This window comes from Pseudarthrobacter sp. L19 (genome assembly GCF_050859435.1).
Classification (GTDB): domain Bacteria; phylum Actinomycetota; class Actinomycetes; order Actinomycetales; family Micrococcaceae; genus Arthrobacter.
Genome location: NZ_CP193935.1, coordinates 1,549,316 through 1,563,672, shown reverse-complemented (window position 1 = coordinate 1,563,672; position 14,357 = coordinate 1,549,316). Strand labels below are relative to the sequence as shown.

The 14,357-nt window shown below is 68.4% G+C and carries 12 protein-coding genes, 3 pseudogenes and 1 riboswitch; of the genes and pseudogenes, 9 read left to right on the top strand and 6 right to left on the bottom strand.

Going from position 1 to position 14,357, the window contains the following annotated elements; all coding sequences use genetic code 11:
• Positions 1-3: 3 nt before the first annotated feature.
• The 4 genes and pseudogenes from ACRQ5B_RS07310 to ACRQ5B_RS07295 all read right to left on the bottom strand — a co-directional run bounded on the left by ACRQ5B_RS07310 (position 4) and on the right by ACRQ5B_RS07295 (position 3,527).
• On the bottom strand, positions 4-459 hold the full coding sequence (locus tag ACRQ5B_RS07310; RefSeq protein ID WP_412884222.1) for a MaoC family dehydratase: 456 nt from the start codon (positions 457-459) through the stop codon (positions 4-6).
• Between the two features lie 28 nt (positions 460-487).
• Positions 488-1,696 (bottom strand): acyl-CoA dehydrogenase family protein, encoded by a 1,209-nt coding sequence (locus ACRQ5B_RS07305; protein ID WP_432398386.1) that lies wholly within the window; start codon positions 1,694-1,696, stop codon positions 488-490.
• Position 1,697: 1 nt separating this feature from the next.
• Positions 1,698-2,590: pseudogene (locus ACRQ5B_RS07300) on the bottom strand (amidohydrolase family protein).
• Position 2,591: 1 nt separating this feature from the next.
• Positions 2,592-3,527 carry an SDR family NAD(P)-dependent oxidoreductase gene (locus ACRQ5B_RS07295; protein ID WP_432398384.1) on the bottom strand — a complete coding sequence of 312 codons (936 nt, stop codon included), beginning with the start codon at positions 3,525-3,527 and terminating at the stop codon, positions 2,592-2,594.
• Between the two features lie 121 nt (positions 3,528-3,648).
• Here ACRQ5B_RS07295 and ACRQ5B_RS07290 point away from each other — a divergent pair, with 121 nt between their 5' ends.
• The 3 genes from ACRQ5B_RS07290 (at position 3,649) to ACRQ5B_RS07280 (ending at position 5,547) form a co-directional block, all read left to right on the top strand.
• Positions 3,649-4,119, top strand: a complete 471-nt coding sequence (locus tag ACRQ5B_RS07290; RefSeq protein WP_432398382.1) for a MarR family winged helix-turn-helix transcriptional regulator — start codon at positions 3,649-3,651, stop codon at positions 4,117-4,119.
• Between the two features lie 214 nt (positions 4,120-4,333).
• Positions 4,334-4,891: a M23 family metallopeptidase gene (locus ACRQ5B_RS07285; protein WP_432398380.1), complete on the top strand. Its 558-nt coding sequence runs from the start codon at positions 4,334-4,336 to the stop codon at positions 4,889-4,891.
• A complete protein-coding gene (locus ACRQ5B_RS07280; RefSeq protein WP_432398378.1) occupies positions 4,888-5,547 on the top strand; it encodes a Type 1 glutamine amidotransferase-like domain-containing protein in 660 nt (219 codons plus the stop codon). The genes ACRQ5B_RS07285 and ACRQ5B_RS07280 overlap by 4 nt, the downstream gene beginning before the upstream one ends.
• A 913-nt stretch (positions 5,548-6,460) precedes the next feature.
• On the opposite strand, the gene sigK is transcribed toward ACRQ5B_RS07280, so the two are convergent.
• Positions 6,461-7,045 carry an ECF RNA polymerase sigma factor SigK gene (gene sigK, locus ACRQ5B_RS07275; protein WP_432398376.1) on the bottom strand — a complete coding sequence of 195 codons (585 nt, stop codon included), beginning with the start codon at positions 7,043-7,045 and terminating at the stop codon, positions 6,461-6,463.
• Positions 7,046-7,253: 208 nt separating this feature from the next.
• On the opposite strand from sigK, the gene ACRQ5B_RS07270 reads away from it, so the two are divergent.
• From ACRQ5B_RS07270 to pabB, 4 genes and pseudogenes are all read left to right on the top strand, one after another.
• Positions 7,254-7,928 (top strand): TetR/AcrR family transcriptional regulator, encoded by a 675-nt coding sequence (locus tag ACRQ5B_RS07270; RefSeq protein ID WP_432398375.1) that lies wholly within the window; start codon positions 7,254-7,256, stop codon positions 7,926-7,928.
• 96 nt (positions 7,929-8,024) lie between these two features.
• Entirely contained in the window at positions 8,025-8,555 is a 531-nt protein-coding gene (locus tag ACRQ5B_RS07265; protein WP_432398373.1) for a GNAT family N-acetyltransferase, read from the top strand.
• Positions 8,556-8,659: 104 nt separating this feature from the next.
• Positions 8,660-9,242, top strand: a pseudogene (locus ACRQ5B_RS07260) (low molecular weight protein-tyrosine-phosphatase).
• On the top strand, positions 9,239-11,302 hold the full coding sequence (pabB, locus tag ACRQ5B_RS07255) for an aminodeoxychorismate synthase component I (protein ID WP_432398371.1): 2,064 nt from the start codon (positions 9,239-9,241) through the stop codon (positions 11,300-11,302). The pseudogene ACRQ5B_RS07260 and the gene pabB overlap by 4 nt, the downstream one beginning before the upstream one ends.
• Positions 11,303-11,335: 33 nt before the next feature.
• Here the strand turns inward: pabB and cls are convergent, their stop codons facing one another.
• Positions 11,336-12,811 carry a cardiolipin synthase gene (gene cls / locus ACRQ5B_RS07250; RefSeq protein WP_432398369.1) on the bottom strand — a complete coding sequence of 492 codons (1,476 nt, stop codon included), beginning with the start codon at positions 12,809-12,811 and terminating at the stop codon, positions 11,336-11,338.
• A gap of 91 nt (positions 12,812-12,902) precedes the next feature.
• Between cls and ACRQ5B_RS07245 the strand changes: the two genes are divergently transcribed.
• A complete protein-coding gene (locus ACRQ5B_RS07245) occupies positions 12,903-13,853 on the top strand; it encodes an aminodeoxychorismate lyase (protein ID WP_432398367.1) in 951 nt (316 codons plus the stop codon).
• Between the two features lie 125 nt (positions 13,854-13,978).
• A riboswitch (SAM riboswitch) is annotated at positions 13,979-14,091 on the top strand.
• Positions 14,092-14,194: 103 nt separating this feature from the next.
• Positions 14,195-14,353: pseudogene (locus ACRQ5B_RS07240) on the top strand (DUF1737 domain-containing protein); the annotation flags it as partial.
• Between the last annotated feature and the right edge of the window lie 4 nt (positions 14,354-14,357).

The following is a 14,357-nucleotide window of genomic DNA, read 5'->3' as shown; positions in this document are numbered from 1 at the left end:
GGCTTACTTGTAGAAGCGGGCGAGGAACTCGGCGACGACGGCGGGCCGTTCCTGGCCCTCGATCTCAATGGTGTTGGAGACCTTGATCTGGGCGCCGCCCTTGACCTCGGTGACTTCGGCGATGGTGGCCTGCATCCGGATCCGGGAGCCCACCTTCACCGGGGAGGTGAACCGGACCTTGTCCAGGCCGTAGTTGACCTTGGTGGTGACGCCCTCGACGTCGAACAGCTCGCCCCAGAACGGGATGATCAGGGACAGGGTCAGGAAACCGTGCGCGATCGGGGCGCCGAACGGGCCTTCCTTGGCGCGTTCGACGTCGACGTGGATCCACTGGTCGTCCCCGGTGGCCTCGGCGAACTTGTTGATCTGTTCCTGCGTGATCTCGCGGTAATCGGTGACGCCGAGGTCGGTCCCGGCGAGGGTGAGCAGCTTGTCGAAGTCGACGACGAGGTTGGGCATGGCGGGCTCCTGGGGTTGGTGGGGGTGGTTAGTGGGTGAAGGCGCTGTGGCCGGTGAGGGCGCGGCCGATAATGAGGGCGTTGATGTCGTGCGTGCCCTCGTAGGAATAGATCGCCTCGGCGTCGGCGTGGAAGCGGGCGACGTCGGCCGCCAGGGTGATGCCGTTGCCGCCGACCACCTCCCGGGCCAGCGCCACGGTCTGGCGCATTAGCAAGGAGGTCTGCATCTTGGCCAGCGCCGAGTCCTGGTCCCGGTAGACGCCGCGGTCCTGCTGTTCGGTCAGCCGGACCACCAGCGAGAGCGCGGAGGTGACGTTGCCGAGCATCCGGGCGAGCTTCTCCTGGACCAGCTGGAACGAACCCAGCGGCCGGCCGAACTGCTGCCGCTCGGTGACGTAGCGGAGGGCCGCCTCGAACGCGCCGGCGGCGGTGCCGGTGGCAATCCAGGCGACGTCGGAGCGCATCATCCGCAGCATCGAGGCAACATCGCGGAACGAGTTGACGTTGTGCAGCCGCATCGACTCGGGGACGCGGACATCCGCCAACGCGATGTGGGCGTTCTGCATCATCCGGAGCGAGGCCTTGCCGTGGATTTTCTCCAGGGTCACGCCCTCGGCCTGCCGGTCCACCAGGAAGCCCTTGACCTGCCCGTCGGCTTCGTCGCGGGCGAAGACGGCCAGCACGTCGGCGGTCAGGGCTCCCCCGATCCAGCGCTTGGCCCCGTTGAGAATCCAGCTCCCGCCGTCGCGCCTGGCGCTGGTGGCCAGGCCGCCGGCGATGTCCGAGCCGTGCTCGGGTTCGGTCAGGGAGAAGACGCCCTTGAGCGAGAAGTCCAGCACCCTGGGGAGCCATTCGGCCCGCTGCTCCGGGGAGGCGCCCACCGTGATGGCGGTCCGGAAGAGACCGGCCTGGGCGGTGTAGAAGGTGGCCAGGGACGCGTCCGTGCGCGCCAGCTCGAAGATCCGGAAGCCGTGGTAGATCCCGCGGGCCGGGGTGTGGCCGGGTCCGGGCGGACCGGTCACTTCGGCCGGTTCCATCAGGTCGAGGTCGATCAGCGGGCCGGTCAGCTGGTCCGGGAAGTCGCCTCGTTCCCAGTAATCGGCCAGCAGGGGCCTGGCCTGCTCGTCGAGGAAGGTCCGCAGCCGGCCCAGCACCCGCCGCTCCGCATCGGTGAGCAGCGCCTCGGCGTCGTAGTAGTCGCAGACGCCGTATAGGCGTTCCGTGGTTTCCGCGCCCATCTCAACCACCGAGCCCGAGCAGGCGGACGGCGTTGGCCTTGAGGATCTTTGGCCGGACCTCGTCCTTGAGCGGCAGGTCGGCGAAGGCGCCGAGCCATTTCTGCGGGGTGATCAGCGGGAAATCGGTGCCGAAGAGGACCTTGTCCTGCAGCACCGAGTTCGACATCCGCACCAGCGACTCCGGGAAGTACTTAGGGGACCAGCCGGAGAGGTCGATGAACACGTTGGCCTTGTGCGTGGCGATCGAGTTCGCCTCGTCCTGCCAGGGCACGGAAGGGTGGGCCATGATGATCTGCAGTTCCGGGAAGTCAGCGGCCACGGCGTCGAGCAGCAGCGGGTTGGAGTAGGCCAGCTTGATGCCGTAGCCGCCTGGCAGCCCCGCGCCCATGCCGTTCTGGCCGGTGTGGAAAACCGCCGGCAGGCCCAGCTCCTGCAGCGTCTCCCAGAGCGGGTAGAACTGCTCGTCGGAGGGGTCGAAGCCCTGCAGGCTCGGGTGGAACTTGAAGCCGCGGGCGCCGAGCTCCCCGCCTGGTGGCGGGCGCCGGTGATGGCATCCGGGCCGGTGCGCGGGTCGACGCTGCCGAACGGAATCAGCACATCATTGTTGCGGGCGGCACCGGCGATCAGCTCGGGAATGCTGTTGGGTTCGTGCTTGAGCTGGGTGCGGGCGTCCACGGTGAAGACGACGGCGGCCATGTTCAGTTCGCGGTAGATCTCGGCGATCCGGTCCAGCGACGGCGTCCTGTCCTCGGCCTTGAAGTACTTGGCGGAGGCCTCGGTAAGGGTTTCGGGCAGGGAGTTGTGGCCGCAGCTGTCCACCTCAAGGTGGACGTGCATGTCGATCGCGTCGAGCGCGGCCGCGTTGATGCCGGATTCGTAACGGGTCGAGGCCATCTCAGCGGGCCTGGGCCGGTTCGGGCTGCAGCTCCTCCGGCAGCGGCAGGAACTCCTCGCCCACGCTCTGCAGCTTGTCGCCGAAGAGTGAGTCGAAGTTCTCCACGAGATCCTGGTAGCCCCAGCCGCCCTCGCGGTATTCGGTGGCGGCGGCCTCAGGGTGGGTCCAGAGCTGGAGCCGGTCGCCGCCGGCGCCGATGGCCTGGCCGGTGACCCCGGCGGCGGCGTCGGAAGCCAGGAACGCGACCAGCCCGGCGACGTCCTCGGCGGTGCCGAAGCCCAGCTCGTGGCGGAAGAAGGGCGGCATGGCCTCGCCGCGCTCGTCCGCTTCGACGGCCTTCTGGAAGTACGGGACGGTCTTGGTCATGGCGGTGGCGGCCACGGGGATGACGGCGTTGGCGGTGACGCCTGCCTTCTTCATCTCCAGTGCCCAGGTGCGGACCATGCCCACGATCCCGGCTTTGGCGGCCGCGTAGTTGGTCTGGCCGAAGTTGCCGCGCTGGCCGGTGGGCGAACCGATGGTGATGATGCGGCCGGGAACCTGGTTTTCCTTGAAGTAACCGAAGGCCTCCCGGGCGCAGGTGAAGGTGCCCCTGAGGTGGACGTTGATGACGGCGTCGAAGTCCTCGTCCGTCATCTTCAGCAGGCTCTTGTCCCGGAGGATGCCGGCGTTGGTGACCAGGATGTCCAGCCGGCCGAACGTGTCGACCGCCGCCTGGACCAGCTGCCTGGCCACCTCGGAGCTGCCCACGGGGGCGACGACGGCGGTGGCGCGGCCGCCGTCGGCCTCTATGGCGCGGACGGCATCGGCTGCAACCGCCTCATCGACGTCGTTGACGACGACGGCGGCGCCCTGCCGTGCCAGTTCCCGGGCGTAGGCCAGGCCCAGCCCCCGACCGCTGCCGGTGACGATCGCTACTTTTCCTGCGAGGCTCATTGCCGCTCCTTTGCTAGCTGCCGCGCGTCCTGCACGGCGGCGTGGGACGTTGTTCTGGATCCATGAAAGTATGGATAATTGAGAAAGTCAATGATTTATTTTGTCGACCATTGGAGCCGGAATGACGATCGAAGCCGCGGACGCACCGGGCACGGACCGGGCGGAGAAGCTCACGGCCGCGCCCATGGCCGGCGACGCCGGATTCCTGCTGGCGAAGCTCCATGCCGCCGGCTCCGTCCTGAACAACCGGGCACTGGCCGGGTTCGGGTTGAAGGAGCGCTCCTTCTCCGTGCTGGCCCTTGCCGCCTGCGGGCTGGAGCCGACCCAGCGCGAGATGGCGGAGTTCCTCAGCCTGGATCCCAGCCAGATCGTGGCGTTGATCGATGAGCTGGAGGGCCGGGGGCTGGTGATGCGTGCCCCGGGAAAGCAGGACCGGCGCGCCAAGACGGTCACCACCACCGAAGCGGGCGACGCCGTGTTCCGGCAGGCGACCTCCGCGGCCCGGGAGGCCGAGGCCGCCGCCCTGGCCCGGCTCAGCGTCGAGGAGGCCGGACAGTTGAAGACCCTGCTCCGGAAGGCGCTGTGGGGTTAGCGAACCGGGCTAATCAATGAGCATGCCGCCGGCAAGATGCCGGTTGCGCGTCTCGTGTGGACTCTGGTTTTCGTTCCTCGCAGACACCAGAATGAACCGCATGACCCTGGCTGCGAACTACGGTCCTCCCGTCATGCTGGGGTACCCCTTGGCCGGGAGCTTTCGGGCACGGAACAGCCCCGCGCGGCGGGTGCCGAGCCACGGAACGGACTTGATGGGGACGACCTTCGCCATCGATTTCATCCCCGTGGATGAGGACGGGCGGTCCGCGCCGTGGACCTGGCGGGCTGTGGCCGCGACGGAGCGGCCCGAAACCTTCGTGGGATTTGGGACCGATGTCATGGCGCCAGCCGCCGGACGCATCGTGGTGACCCACGACGGCGAGGACGATCACGCGGCGCGCCGGTCGCAACTAACGCTGCCTGCCTACATGGCGGGGCAGCCCCGGCGCATCCGGGGCGGGGCGGGCGCCATCGCGGGGAACCACGTCGTCGTCGCGATCGGCGGCAACGGGCCGTACGTTTTGGTTGCCCACCTGCGGCAGGGATCGGTCAGCGTGGCCGTGGGCGACGTCGTCGAGCGGGGCCAGGTGATCGGACACTGTGGAAACTCAGGAAACAGCACCCAGCCGCATGTCCATGTGCAGGTGACGGACAGCATCGACTGGCCCCGGGCGCACGGACTTCCCCTCGCGTTCCAGACTGCCGCCGGCATCGAACTGCCCGGAGAGACCCAGATCATCCGATCCGCAACCACCGGAGGTAGTCCTTGAAGCTCCTGCTGACATCAGGCGGCGTTACGAATCCGAGCATCCGCTCGGCGCTGCTTGACCTGCTGGGCAAGCCCGTTGAGCAGTGCCATGCGCTGGCCATCCCCACGGCACAGTGGGGGCACCCCGCGTGCGGTCCGGAATCGGCGCAGCGGTTCGTGGCCGCAGGGACGGGCTCACCGCACCTGTCCGGCCTGGGCTGGGCGTCCGTCGGCGTCCTGGAACTCACCGCCCTGCCGAGCATCGGGCAGGAACGCTGGATCCCGTGGGTCCGGCAGGCCGACGTGCTCCTGGTCGACGGCGGTGACGCGAGCTACCTGGCCCACTGGGTCCGCGAGTCCGGACTCGAAGGACTCCTGCCATCGCTCACCGAAACGGTCTGGGTCGGGGTAAGCGCCGGGAGCATGGTCATGGCTCCGCGAATCGGGAAGGACTTCGTCCATTGGCCGTCGGCGCCGGACGATCGCACCCTTGGAGTGGTGGACTTTGCGATCTTCCCGCACCTGTTCGCCTTCCCGACCAACACCATGACCGACGCCGAACGGTGGGCGGAGGAGCTGGGCAGCCCGGCCTACGCCATCGACGAGCAGACTGCCATCTCAGTGGTCGACGGCTCCGTCGACGTGATCTCCGAGGGAACCTGGAGGAGGTTCGGCTAACGCCCCCCTTTGCTGAACCTTGATCCGTTGTCCGGTTGTCCGGCCGGTGTTAGCGTGGGGGCGATTGGGGGGAGGTGCCGTGACGGGTTTGGATTTGCTGGAACGTTTTGTCCAGCTGGATGTCGCGGTCCGCGCAACCTTCGGTTCCGGGCTGCCTCCTATCGCGGCCGTAGCGCTGTTGGCGCTGGTCCTTGCCACGGCCATCGTCATGGCCCACACCTTCCAGGCACTTCGCAACCGTCTCGTTGTCTTCATTGGCGGCGCCGTCGTCGGTGTTACCGACGAGCCGCTCAGGCGGTTACCCCTCATCCGCGTGGCCGCCACCTGCCGGCGGTACGGGCCCCCGCGCTCCTGGCGGTCACGGAAACCGCCCCTGAGCCATCAACAGCCGAAGTCCACGGCCTGACCCCTCGCGGCCATAGCCAATCCGACCGGCTGCTCCTCACCGGCTCACCGGGCGACCTCGTCACCGAGTCATTCGCCACCGCCACCAGGAGTTTATTGCCGTGTCCCCACACATCCCCGCACGCACAGTGCCTTCGTTTCACCGCCCGCTCAGTTCCCGGCCCATCCGGCGCCTTGCCTTGCTAACCCGTCTGGGCCGTCGGCTTTACCGCCGCGTGGCACTGCGGGCCCTCTCGTTCGGAGGCTGGGTCTGGCTCGCGGCCGGCTCCGCCATCGGATTCGAAGCCTTCGACATTCTCTTTGGAGCCTTCGCAATCGCCCCGGAATTGCTCCCGTTCGCCATCCTCGGGATCGCACTGGTTTGGTATTTCCGGGAGCGGTTGAGGCGGCTCACCGCACGTGCGCGCGCATACCGACGGCTCAGGAGGCTCGGCGGCGGCCGGAGGCGCCAACCAAACCACGGCTGCGGGGACCGGCCCGTCTAGCCGGCCGCCGCAAGCCGGCTTGCTTAGGCAACATCGAGTTGGGCCCGCAGCCTGATCAAGCCGTCGCGGATCCGTGACTTGATTGTGGGCAGAGGCACAGACAGCTTTTCTGCCACCTCCCGGTAAGTGAGGCTGCCGAAGTAGGCCAAGAGGATGGACTCGCGTTGCAGGGGCGAAAGGACTGTGAGGGCTTCGGAAACTTGACGGACTTCCATTCTGTTCGTGACGGCCTCGCCCACTTCGTCAAAAGGATGTTCCCATTCGGCCGTGGCCCAACGCGCGTCGCGGTCGGCGCTGCTCTGCCACGAACGGACCTTATCTACCGCCTTGCGGTGCGCCATGGTCATAAGCCATGCATATGGGCTGCCAAGTGCAGGGTTGTACCTGTCCGCGGTCTGCCAGACCAGGAGGAACACCTCCTGCATGACTTCCTCACTGAGTTCAGGATCCCGGACAACACGCCGCACCACACTGAACACCCGCGGGGAAGTGAGGCGGTAAAACTCGGAAAAAGCCTCATGGTTACCCTCGGCGGCTTCAACCAGCAAGCCGGCCAGGAAGGTTCTGGCTTCATCCTGCCCCGACGGCGGGCGGTCCAATGTCTCCATAGTGTCTTTTCGGTCAGTCCGCGTCAGCCCCCAGCGGGCCAGCGATGAAGCAATTGAGGAGCGTATGGTGAAACCAAGAGGGTGGTGTCTGCTCGGTAAAACCAGAGCCCTACCAGCCGTGTGAAGAAAAAGCGGAGAACGCCCGTTCTCCGCTGTCGCTTACATTAGAGAACGATCGTTTTCCACGCAAGCCGAAAGGGACCAAGGCATGTCCGTGCCAGAAGCTGCCGCAGGGCCGACGTCTTCCGTCGACGCCGCAACGGCGGCAGAGGATGCCGTCCGGGCAGGCATCGTGACCGCCGTCGGGCCCTTGTTTTACGCGCGCGGATTCACCACGGTGGGCATGGATGAGGTCAGGGCAGCCGCCGGCGTCTCGCTTAAGCGCCTCTACCGGCTCTTTCCCTCGAAGGAAGACCTCATTGAACAGGTCCTGCTTGGCTGGCGGGAGGACTGGGAGACAAACATCGTCGCGCAGGTGGAATCCGCGCAGGCACCCCGTGATCGCCTGCTGGCCGTGTTCGATTTCCTGGCCGCCTGGTTCACCTCGGAGGGGTTCCGGGGATGCGCCTTCATCAATTCATTTGGCGAGTTGAGCGGGACGTCGGGACGAATCGGCGCCATTGTCCGGGCGCAGAAAGCGGAGTTCCAGGACTACCTGGCCCGGGTCGCAGCCGGGACCGGCGCACCCGCCTCACTTGCACCGCAGTTGGCCATCCTGGCGGAGGGTGCGGTGACGACGGCAGCCATTTCCGCCAGTCCGGAGCCGGCCCGCCAAGCCCGGGCCGCCGCGGAGATACTTATCGACGTCGCGCTTGGTACGCGCCCCAATCCCCGCCAAGGCTCCGACAGCCAGGAGGACACCCCCGGGCCGGATCTGCCGTAAGCACCGTGCCAACGGGCTAGCACCGGCTGCCCCGACCCCCAGCGTCGGCCCGAGGCAATCCGACGCTGCGCGGCGGCGACGTGGCAGACTGCCAGAGTGATCGCGTCCCTCACCCTGCCCGAGACCCTCCGCAGCTCCGCCCGTGAGCTGACCCTGCGCAGGGCCACCGAGAATGACCTCACCGCCCTGATGCGGCTCCTCGCCGACGACCCGATCAGTGCGGCCAGGGGCGACCAGGCCGACGCTTCGGATACCGAGGCCTACCGCTCCGCACTGCTGGAGATCACCGCCGACCCCGCCAACGAGCTGCTCGTCGTGACGAACGACGGCGGTGAGCTGATGGGCACGATGCAGCTCACCAGGATCCCCGGCATGGCCCGGCGAGGCTCCACCCGGCTTCTTGTGGAAGCCGTCCGCGTCCGGAGCGATACCCGTTCGGGAGGCATCGGAACCGCCATGATGCGCTGGGTCACCGACACCGCTGCCCCGGCACTCGGCGCGTCCCTGGTGCAGCTCACCTCGGATGAGGCCCGCAAGGATGCCCACCGGTTCTACGAGCGTCTGGGCTTTGTGGGATCCCACCGTGGTTTCAAATACCCGATCTCCTCTTCGGCCGGCAGCAAATGACTAGCACCTGCACGGCCGGCGGGCCGGCGTCACTTCTGTCTGCGTGACCGGTCACACAGCGTCCTTTGCTGGTCAACGGGCCCGCGCATCCCTCATGCTTAGTCATGACCTCAACGCGGAGCCAGTACCGGATTATCACGGTGTGCACCGGCAACATTTGCCGGTCGCCCATGGCCGAGCTGATGCTGGCCGAGGCTCTGGCCGCGGCGCAGCTGACCGGCGTCGACGTCGACTCCGCCGGCATCACCGCCTACGAGGTGGGACGGCCCATCGATCCGCGGGCAGCCCGTAAGCTCGCCGCCCACCAGATTCCCTCGGCGGCCCACATCGCGCGCGAATGGCACAACGACTGGTTCCAGTCCCGGGATCTCATCCTTGCCATGGACGTGGACCACTACGGCTGGCTGCGGCAGGCGGCCCCCGACGCCGCGTCCCTGGCGAAAATCCGCATGCTCCGCAGCTTCGATCCCGCTGTCGCCGGCAGGGGATCCCCTGGACCAGGGCATCGAGGACCCCTGGTACGGCGGCCACACCGATTTTGACATCACCTGGGACCTGATCCAGGCCTCCCTGCCCGGCCTCCTGGACCACGTCCGGGCCGAGCTGGACCGCTCCGCCGCCGGCCTCCGGTCCCTCCCGGCGCCGGACGAAGCCGACACGGAGCAGCGGGTACGCTCTATTTCATGAGCCCCGCACCCGTCATCATCGCCATCGACGGACGCTCCGGGGCAGGCAAAACCACCCTCGCCATTGAACTCGCGGCCCGACTGCGGGAGCACCGCACGGTGTCGCTCTTCCACCTCGAGGACATCTATCCCGGCTGGAACGGCCTGGCCGCCGGGATCGACCGCTACGCCGCCACCGTCCTGGCACCGCTCCGGCGCGGCGCCACCGCGCACTGGACCAGCTGGGACTGGGAGCGGCACTACGACGGCGAGGTACGCACCACCCGCCCGGCCGACGTCGTCCTGGTCGAGGGTGTCGGTGCGGCAGCCGCTGAGGCCGCGCCATACCTCGACGCCGTGATCTGGGCCGACGCCCCCGACGGCGCCCGCAAGGACCGCGCCCTGGAGCGCGACGGCGACACCTACGCCCCCTACTGGGAGCAGTGGGCAGAGCAGGAAGAGGCCTGGCTGGCCGGAGACGATGTCCGCGCCCGGGCCGACGTTAGGGTCCTCAACCACGCCGACGGCGCCGCCCCCGGCCAGGTGTTGCAGGCGCTGCTGCACCTTCCCGCCCTGGCCACGCTGCTGCACCCGGAACGGCAGGCCCGCCACTCGCTGCCCCTCCATGCCGAGCGGATCGACGCCGCCCCCGACCCCGCACTCCTCTTCGATGCTCTCTACGGCGGCTCGGAGCGGGCCGTCTGGCTCGATTCCTCCCTCACCAGCGACCCGGCGGGCCGGGGCCGCTTCAGCATCCTGGCCGACGACGGCGGCAGCCACGGCCAATCGGCCCTGCACCGCTCCGGCCGCACCGTGATCCGCACTGGCGGCGCGGCTGCCACCATCGAGGGCGGCTTCTTCCGGTGGCTCGACGCAGAGTGGGACAGCAGACCGCTCCGCTCCCCCGACGACTACGGGTGCGGCTTCGCCCTGGGCTGGCTGGGCTACCTCGGCTACGAACTCAAACGGGAAACCGGCGGCAGCGACGTGGCCGCCGTCACCCCGGACGCCGCGCTGATTTTCGCCGGCCGGGCCGTGGTCCTCGATCACGCGGAGAGTGCCGTCTGGCTGCTGGCTCTGGAGGACCCCGACGCCGCCGGGTGGCTGGCCACGGCCAGCGACGCGATAAGCACTGCGGCAAGCGTGGTGGTGAGCACGGCATCAACCGGTGACAGCACGCCCGTGCTAGAAAGCGCGGACTGCGGGGGTGACGCCGCAGCGCCGGTGTTCACCGCCCGGGATACCGCGGACGGCTACCAGGCCAAGATCGCCGAGGCGGGGCACCAGATCGCCGAGGGCAACAGCTACGAGGTCTGCCTCACCACCGCCCTCACCGCCAAGGTTCCGGCCGGCGGCGTCGACCCTTGGGAGACCTACCTGGCGCTGCGGCGCCGGAATCCCGCGCCGTTCGCCAGCTTCCTGCGCCTGGACACCGTCACGGTCGCCAGCACCTCCCCGGAGAGATTCCTGCGGATTACCGCCGACGGTGCCATGCGGGCAGAACCGATCAAGGGCACCCGACGCCGGTCTGCGGACCCGGAGGCGGACCGCGGGCTGCGGGATGAGCTGGCGACCGCGCCCAAGGACCGGGCCGAGAACATCATGATCGTGGACCTGCTGCGCAACGACCTCAGCCACTTCGCCGACCCCGGCTCCGTCTCTGTCAGCCGGCTCTGCGCAGTGGAAAGCTATGCCACCGTGCACCAGATGGTGAGCACCATCGATGCCCGGCTCCGGCCCGGCGCATCCCGGGCCGAGGCGGTGGCGGCGTGCTTCCCGGCAGGCTCCATGACCGGCGCCCCGAAGGTCAGCACCATGGCCATCCTGGACCACCTTGAGGCGGCCCCGCGCGGCGTCTACTCCGGCGCCGTCGGCTATTTCTCGCTCGACGGCGGCACTGACCTCGCCGTCGCCATCCGCACCCTGGTGATGCACGACGGCGGCGCGGCGGGCACCATCCTGAGCCTCGGCGTCGGCGGTGCCATCACCGCCGACTCGGACCCCGCCGAGGAATACGAGGAGATCCGCACCAAGGCCTTCGGCGTGCTCTCGGCCCTGGGCTCAGTCTTCCCGCCCGACTGAAAGCCCCACCTGATCTCCCGCTGAAAGCCCCGGCTACTGCAGGGTTGCGGTGAGGCGGGCGACGTTGTCGATGTACTTGATCCGCTTGGGCCGCTGCATCCATTCCTCGAGCTTCAGCTCGCGGGAGATGCCCCGGTAGGTCTCCTCCACCTCGCGGATCCGGCTGACGATGTCCTCGCCGAGCATCATCACGGAGACCTCGAGGTTCAGCGAGAAGGACCGCATGTCCATGTTGCTCGAGCCCAGCACGGCCACCTCGTTGTCCACGGTGAAGTGCTTGGCGTGCAGCACGAACGGGGCCTTGTAGAGGTAGATCCGCACGCCCGCCTCGAGCAGTGCCTGGTAATAGGACTGCTGGGCGTGGTGGACCAGGAACTGGTCGCCCTTTTCGGAGACGAAGAGTTCGACGTCGACGCCGCGTTGGGCCGCCGTCGTCACGGCGTACAGCAGTGAATCGTCCGGGACGAAGTAGGGGCTGCAGATGGAGAGCTTGTGCTGCGCGGAGTAGATCAGGGTGTTGAAGAGGCGGAGGTTGTTCTCCGTGATGAACCCGGGGCCGCTGGGAACCACCTGCGCGGTGATGTGGCCGGGCACCGACTCGGGCCGGTGGCCGAGTTGGTGCTCGAGCGACTCGTCGGTCTCGCTGAGCCAGTCGGTGGCGAAGATGACGTTCAGGGTGGTGACGATCTGGCCGCGCATGCAGGCCATCAGCTCCACCCACTCGCGGCCCACCTTGCGGTGCCGCGGGTTGTTGTAGGAGGGCTCAATCAGGTTCTGCGAGCCGGTGAAGGCCACCTCGCCGTCGATCACCATGATCTTGCGGTGGTTGCGCAGGTCCGGGCGGCGCCACTGGCCGTGGACGGGCCGCAGCGGAAGCATCGGCCGCCAGCGGATCTTGCTGGCCTTGAGCCGTGCGATCAGCTTGCTGTAGCCCTGGATCCGGAGGGTGCCCAAGTGGTCGAACAGCAGCCGGACCTCGACGCCGCGTTCGGCGGCCTCCTCCAGCGCCGTCAGCAGCTCATCGGTGACATGGTCGGAGCTGAGGATGTAGAACTCGGCGTTGATGAAGCTCTTGGCTTCGCGGGCCGCGGCGGCCATGGCCGCGATCGAATCGGGGTAGCCGGGCAGCAGTTCGACGCTGTTGTTGTCCACCATGGGCAGCGATCCCAGGGTCTTGTTCAGCTCCGCGGCGGAGGCCACCCATTCGGGGCCGTCGTAGCGGCTTTCGACGGCGGCCAGTTCGGAGGTGCCGGCGCGGATCCGGGTGTTGACGGCCTCCTGCTGGGCACGGCGGCGGCGGGAGAGCCGGAAGTTGCCGAACAGCAGGAAGAGCACCAGGCCTACCGAGGGGATGACGAAGATGCCCAGGAGCCACGCCATGGCGGTTGTGGGGCGGCGGTTGCCGGGGATGATACCCAGCGCCAGCACGCGGATGGCGAGGTCGATCAGCGTGAGGATCAGGATCGCCCAGGACGGGAGAGACCCCACGAACGGTAAAGGCCAGAGCACAGGCGAACCCCTCAAGTTCCAGACCCGCGGAACAGTTCCGGAACGGGCAATTTGCAAATCTTATCCCGGCGCGCCGCACTAAGCTGAAGCCATGACTACGTCCGCCTCCGCTCCCGCCAACGCCACGGTGCTGGTCTTCCTCAATCCCGCGTTCGAGGACGGCCGAGTCGCCGACTCCTCCAAGCCGCAGCTGATGGCCACGGACCAGGGTGCCACCCGCGGCGACGGCATCTTCGAATCCCTCCTGGCCGTGGGCGGCCAGCCGCGCAAACTGCCGCGGCACCTGGCCCGGCTGGCCGGTTCGGCGCGGACGCTGGAGCTGGATATTCCGGCGGAGGACGCCTGGCGGAAGGCCATCGCGACGGCGCTCCGGGAGTTCCGTGCGGGCGCCCCCGAGGACGGCGACGACGAGGTGGTGGTGAAGCTGATCGCCACCCGCGGTGTCGAGGGCTCCGCCGTCCCGACCTGCTGGGTGCAGGCCTCCACCCCGCCCGCGGCCGGCCGCGCGCAGCGCGAGAGCGGCATCGACGTGATCCTGCTGGACCGCGGCTATGACAGCGAGGTGGGCGAGCGCGCGCCGTGGCTGCTGCTCGGCGCGAAGACCCTCTCCTACGCGGTCAACATGGCCGCGCTGCGCTACGCCCACCACCAGGGCGCCGACGACGTCATCTTCACGTCCTCGGACGGCCGGGTGCTGGAGGGCCCGACGTCGACCGTGCTGCTGGCGCATCTGGAGACGGCCGACGACGGCGAGGGCGGGACCCGAACGGTGCGCCGCCTGATCACCCCGCAGCTGGACAGCGGCATCCTCCCCGGCACCTCGCAGGGCGCCCTGTTCGCCGCCGCGAAGGCCGCCGGCTGGGAGCTGGGCTACGGCCCGCTGGTGCCGGAGGACCTCTACGACGCCGACGCCGTGTGGCTGATCTCCAGCATCCGGCTGCTGGCGCCGGTCAACCACATCGACGGCAAGGAAATCGGCACCGCCGACGTCCGCCGCCAGCTGACCGCCGAACTGAACGAACTGTTCGCCACGGTCCAGTAGCGCTGTTGAGTAGGTCGACTCGGTCGGCCGACGGGATCCGACAGCTGCGGACGGCGGCCTCCCGTGACCGAACATGACGGGGCCGCCGCGCGGGCGCGGGCCCAAGGGTGCTAGGTTTTTTGCAGAGTAATGAGAACCGGCGCCAAGCCCTGACTGGCCGGTCGGCAACCCTCCTTTTGCGGCGGGGTGCCTCAGGTGACTACTCGGCAATCGACCATTCGAGCTGCAAGCGTGAACGTAAGGAGTTTGTCGTGTCCGACGCGACCCCGCCCCCAGTCCCCACCCCCGGAACCGGCGCCCCGGCCACCCCTCCCGCGCAGGCGGCCGCCCCCGCGGAGCGGCTGGCCTACCGGCTGTTGACCGGCCCCGACGACCGCAGCTTCTGCGAGCGGATCTCGGCGGCCCTTGCCGACGGGTACGTGCTGCACGGCAGCCCGGCCGCAACCTTCAATGGCACCTCGGTGATCGTGGCGCAGGCCCTGGTGCTGCCGGCCGCCGTCGACG

Coding starts and splice junctions, on each gene's coding strand:
- ACRQ5B_RS07305 (WP_432398386.1), bottom strand. CDS start 1,696: ATGGGCGCGGAAACCACGGAACGCCTATACGGCGTCTGCGACTACTAC.
- ACRQ5B_RS07290 (WP_432398382.1), top strand. CDS start 3,649: ATGACGATCGAAGCCGCGGACGCACCGGGCACGGACCGGGCGGAGAAG.
- sigK (WP_432398376.1), bottom strand. CDS start 7,045: ATGGAGACATTGGACCGCCCGCCGTCGGGGCAGGATGAAGCCAGAACC.
- ACRQ5B_RS07310 (WP_412884222.1), bottom strand. CDS start 459: ATGCCCAACCTCGTCGTCGACTTCGACAAGCTGCTCACCCTCGCCGGG.
- pabB (WP_432398371.1), top strand. CDS start 9,239: ATGAGCCCCGCACCCGTCATCATCGCCATCGACGGACGCTCCGGGGCA.
- ACRQ5B_RS07285 (WP_432398380.1), top strand. CDS start 4,334: ATGGGGACGACCTTCGCCATCGATTTCATCCCCGTGGATGAGGACGGG.
- ACRQ5B_RS07295 (WP_432398384.1), bottom strand. CDS start 3,527: ATGAGCCTCGCAGGAAAAGTAGCGATCGTCACCGGCAGCGGTCGGGGG.
- ACRQ5B_RS07245 (WP_432398367.1), top strand. CDS start 12,903: ATGACTACGTCCGCCTCCGCTCCCGCCAACGCCACGGTGCTGGTCTTC.
- ACRQ5B_RS07270 (WP_432398375.1), top strand. CDS start 7,254: ATGTCCGTGCCAGAAGCTGCCGCAGGGCCGACGTCTTCCGTCGACGCC.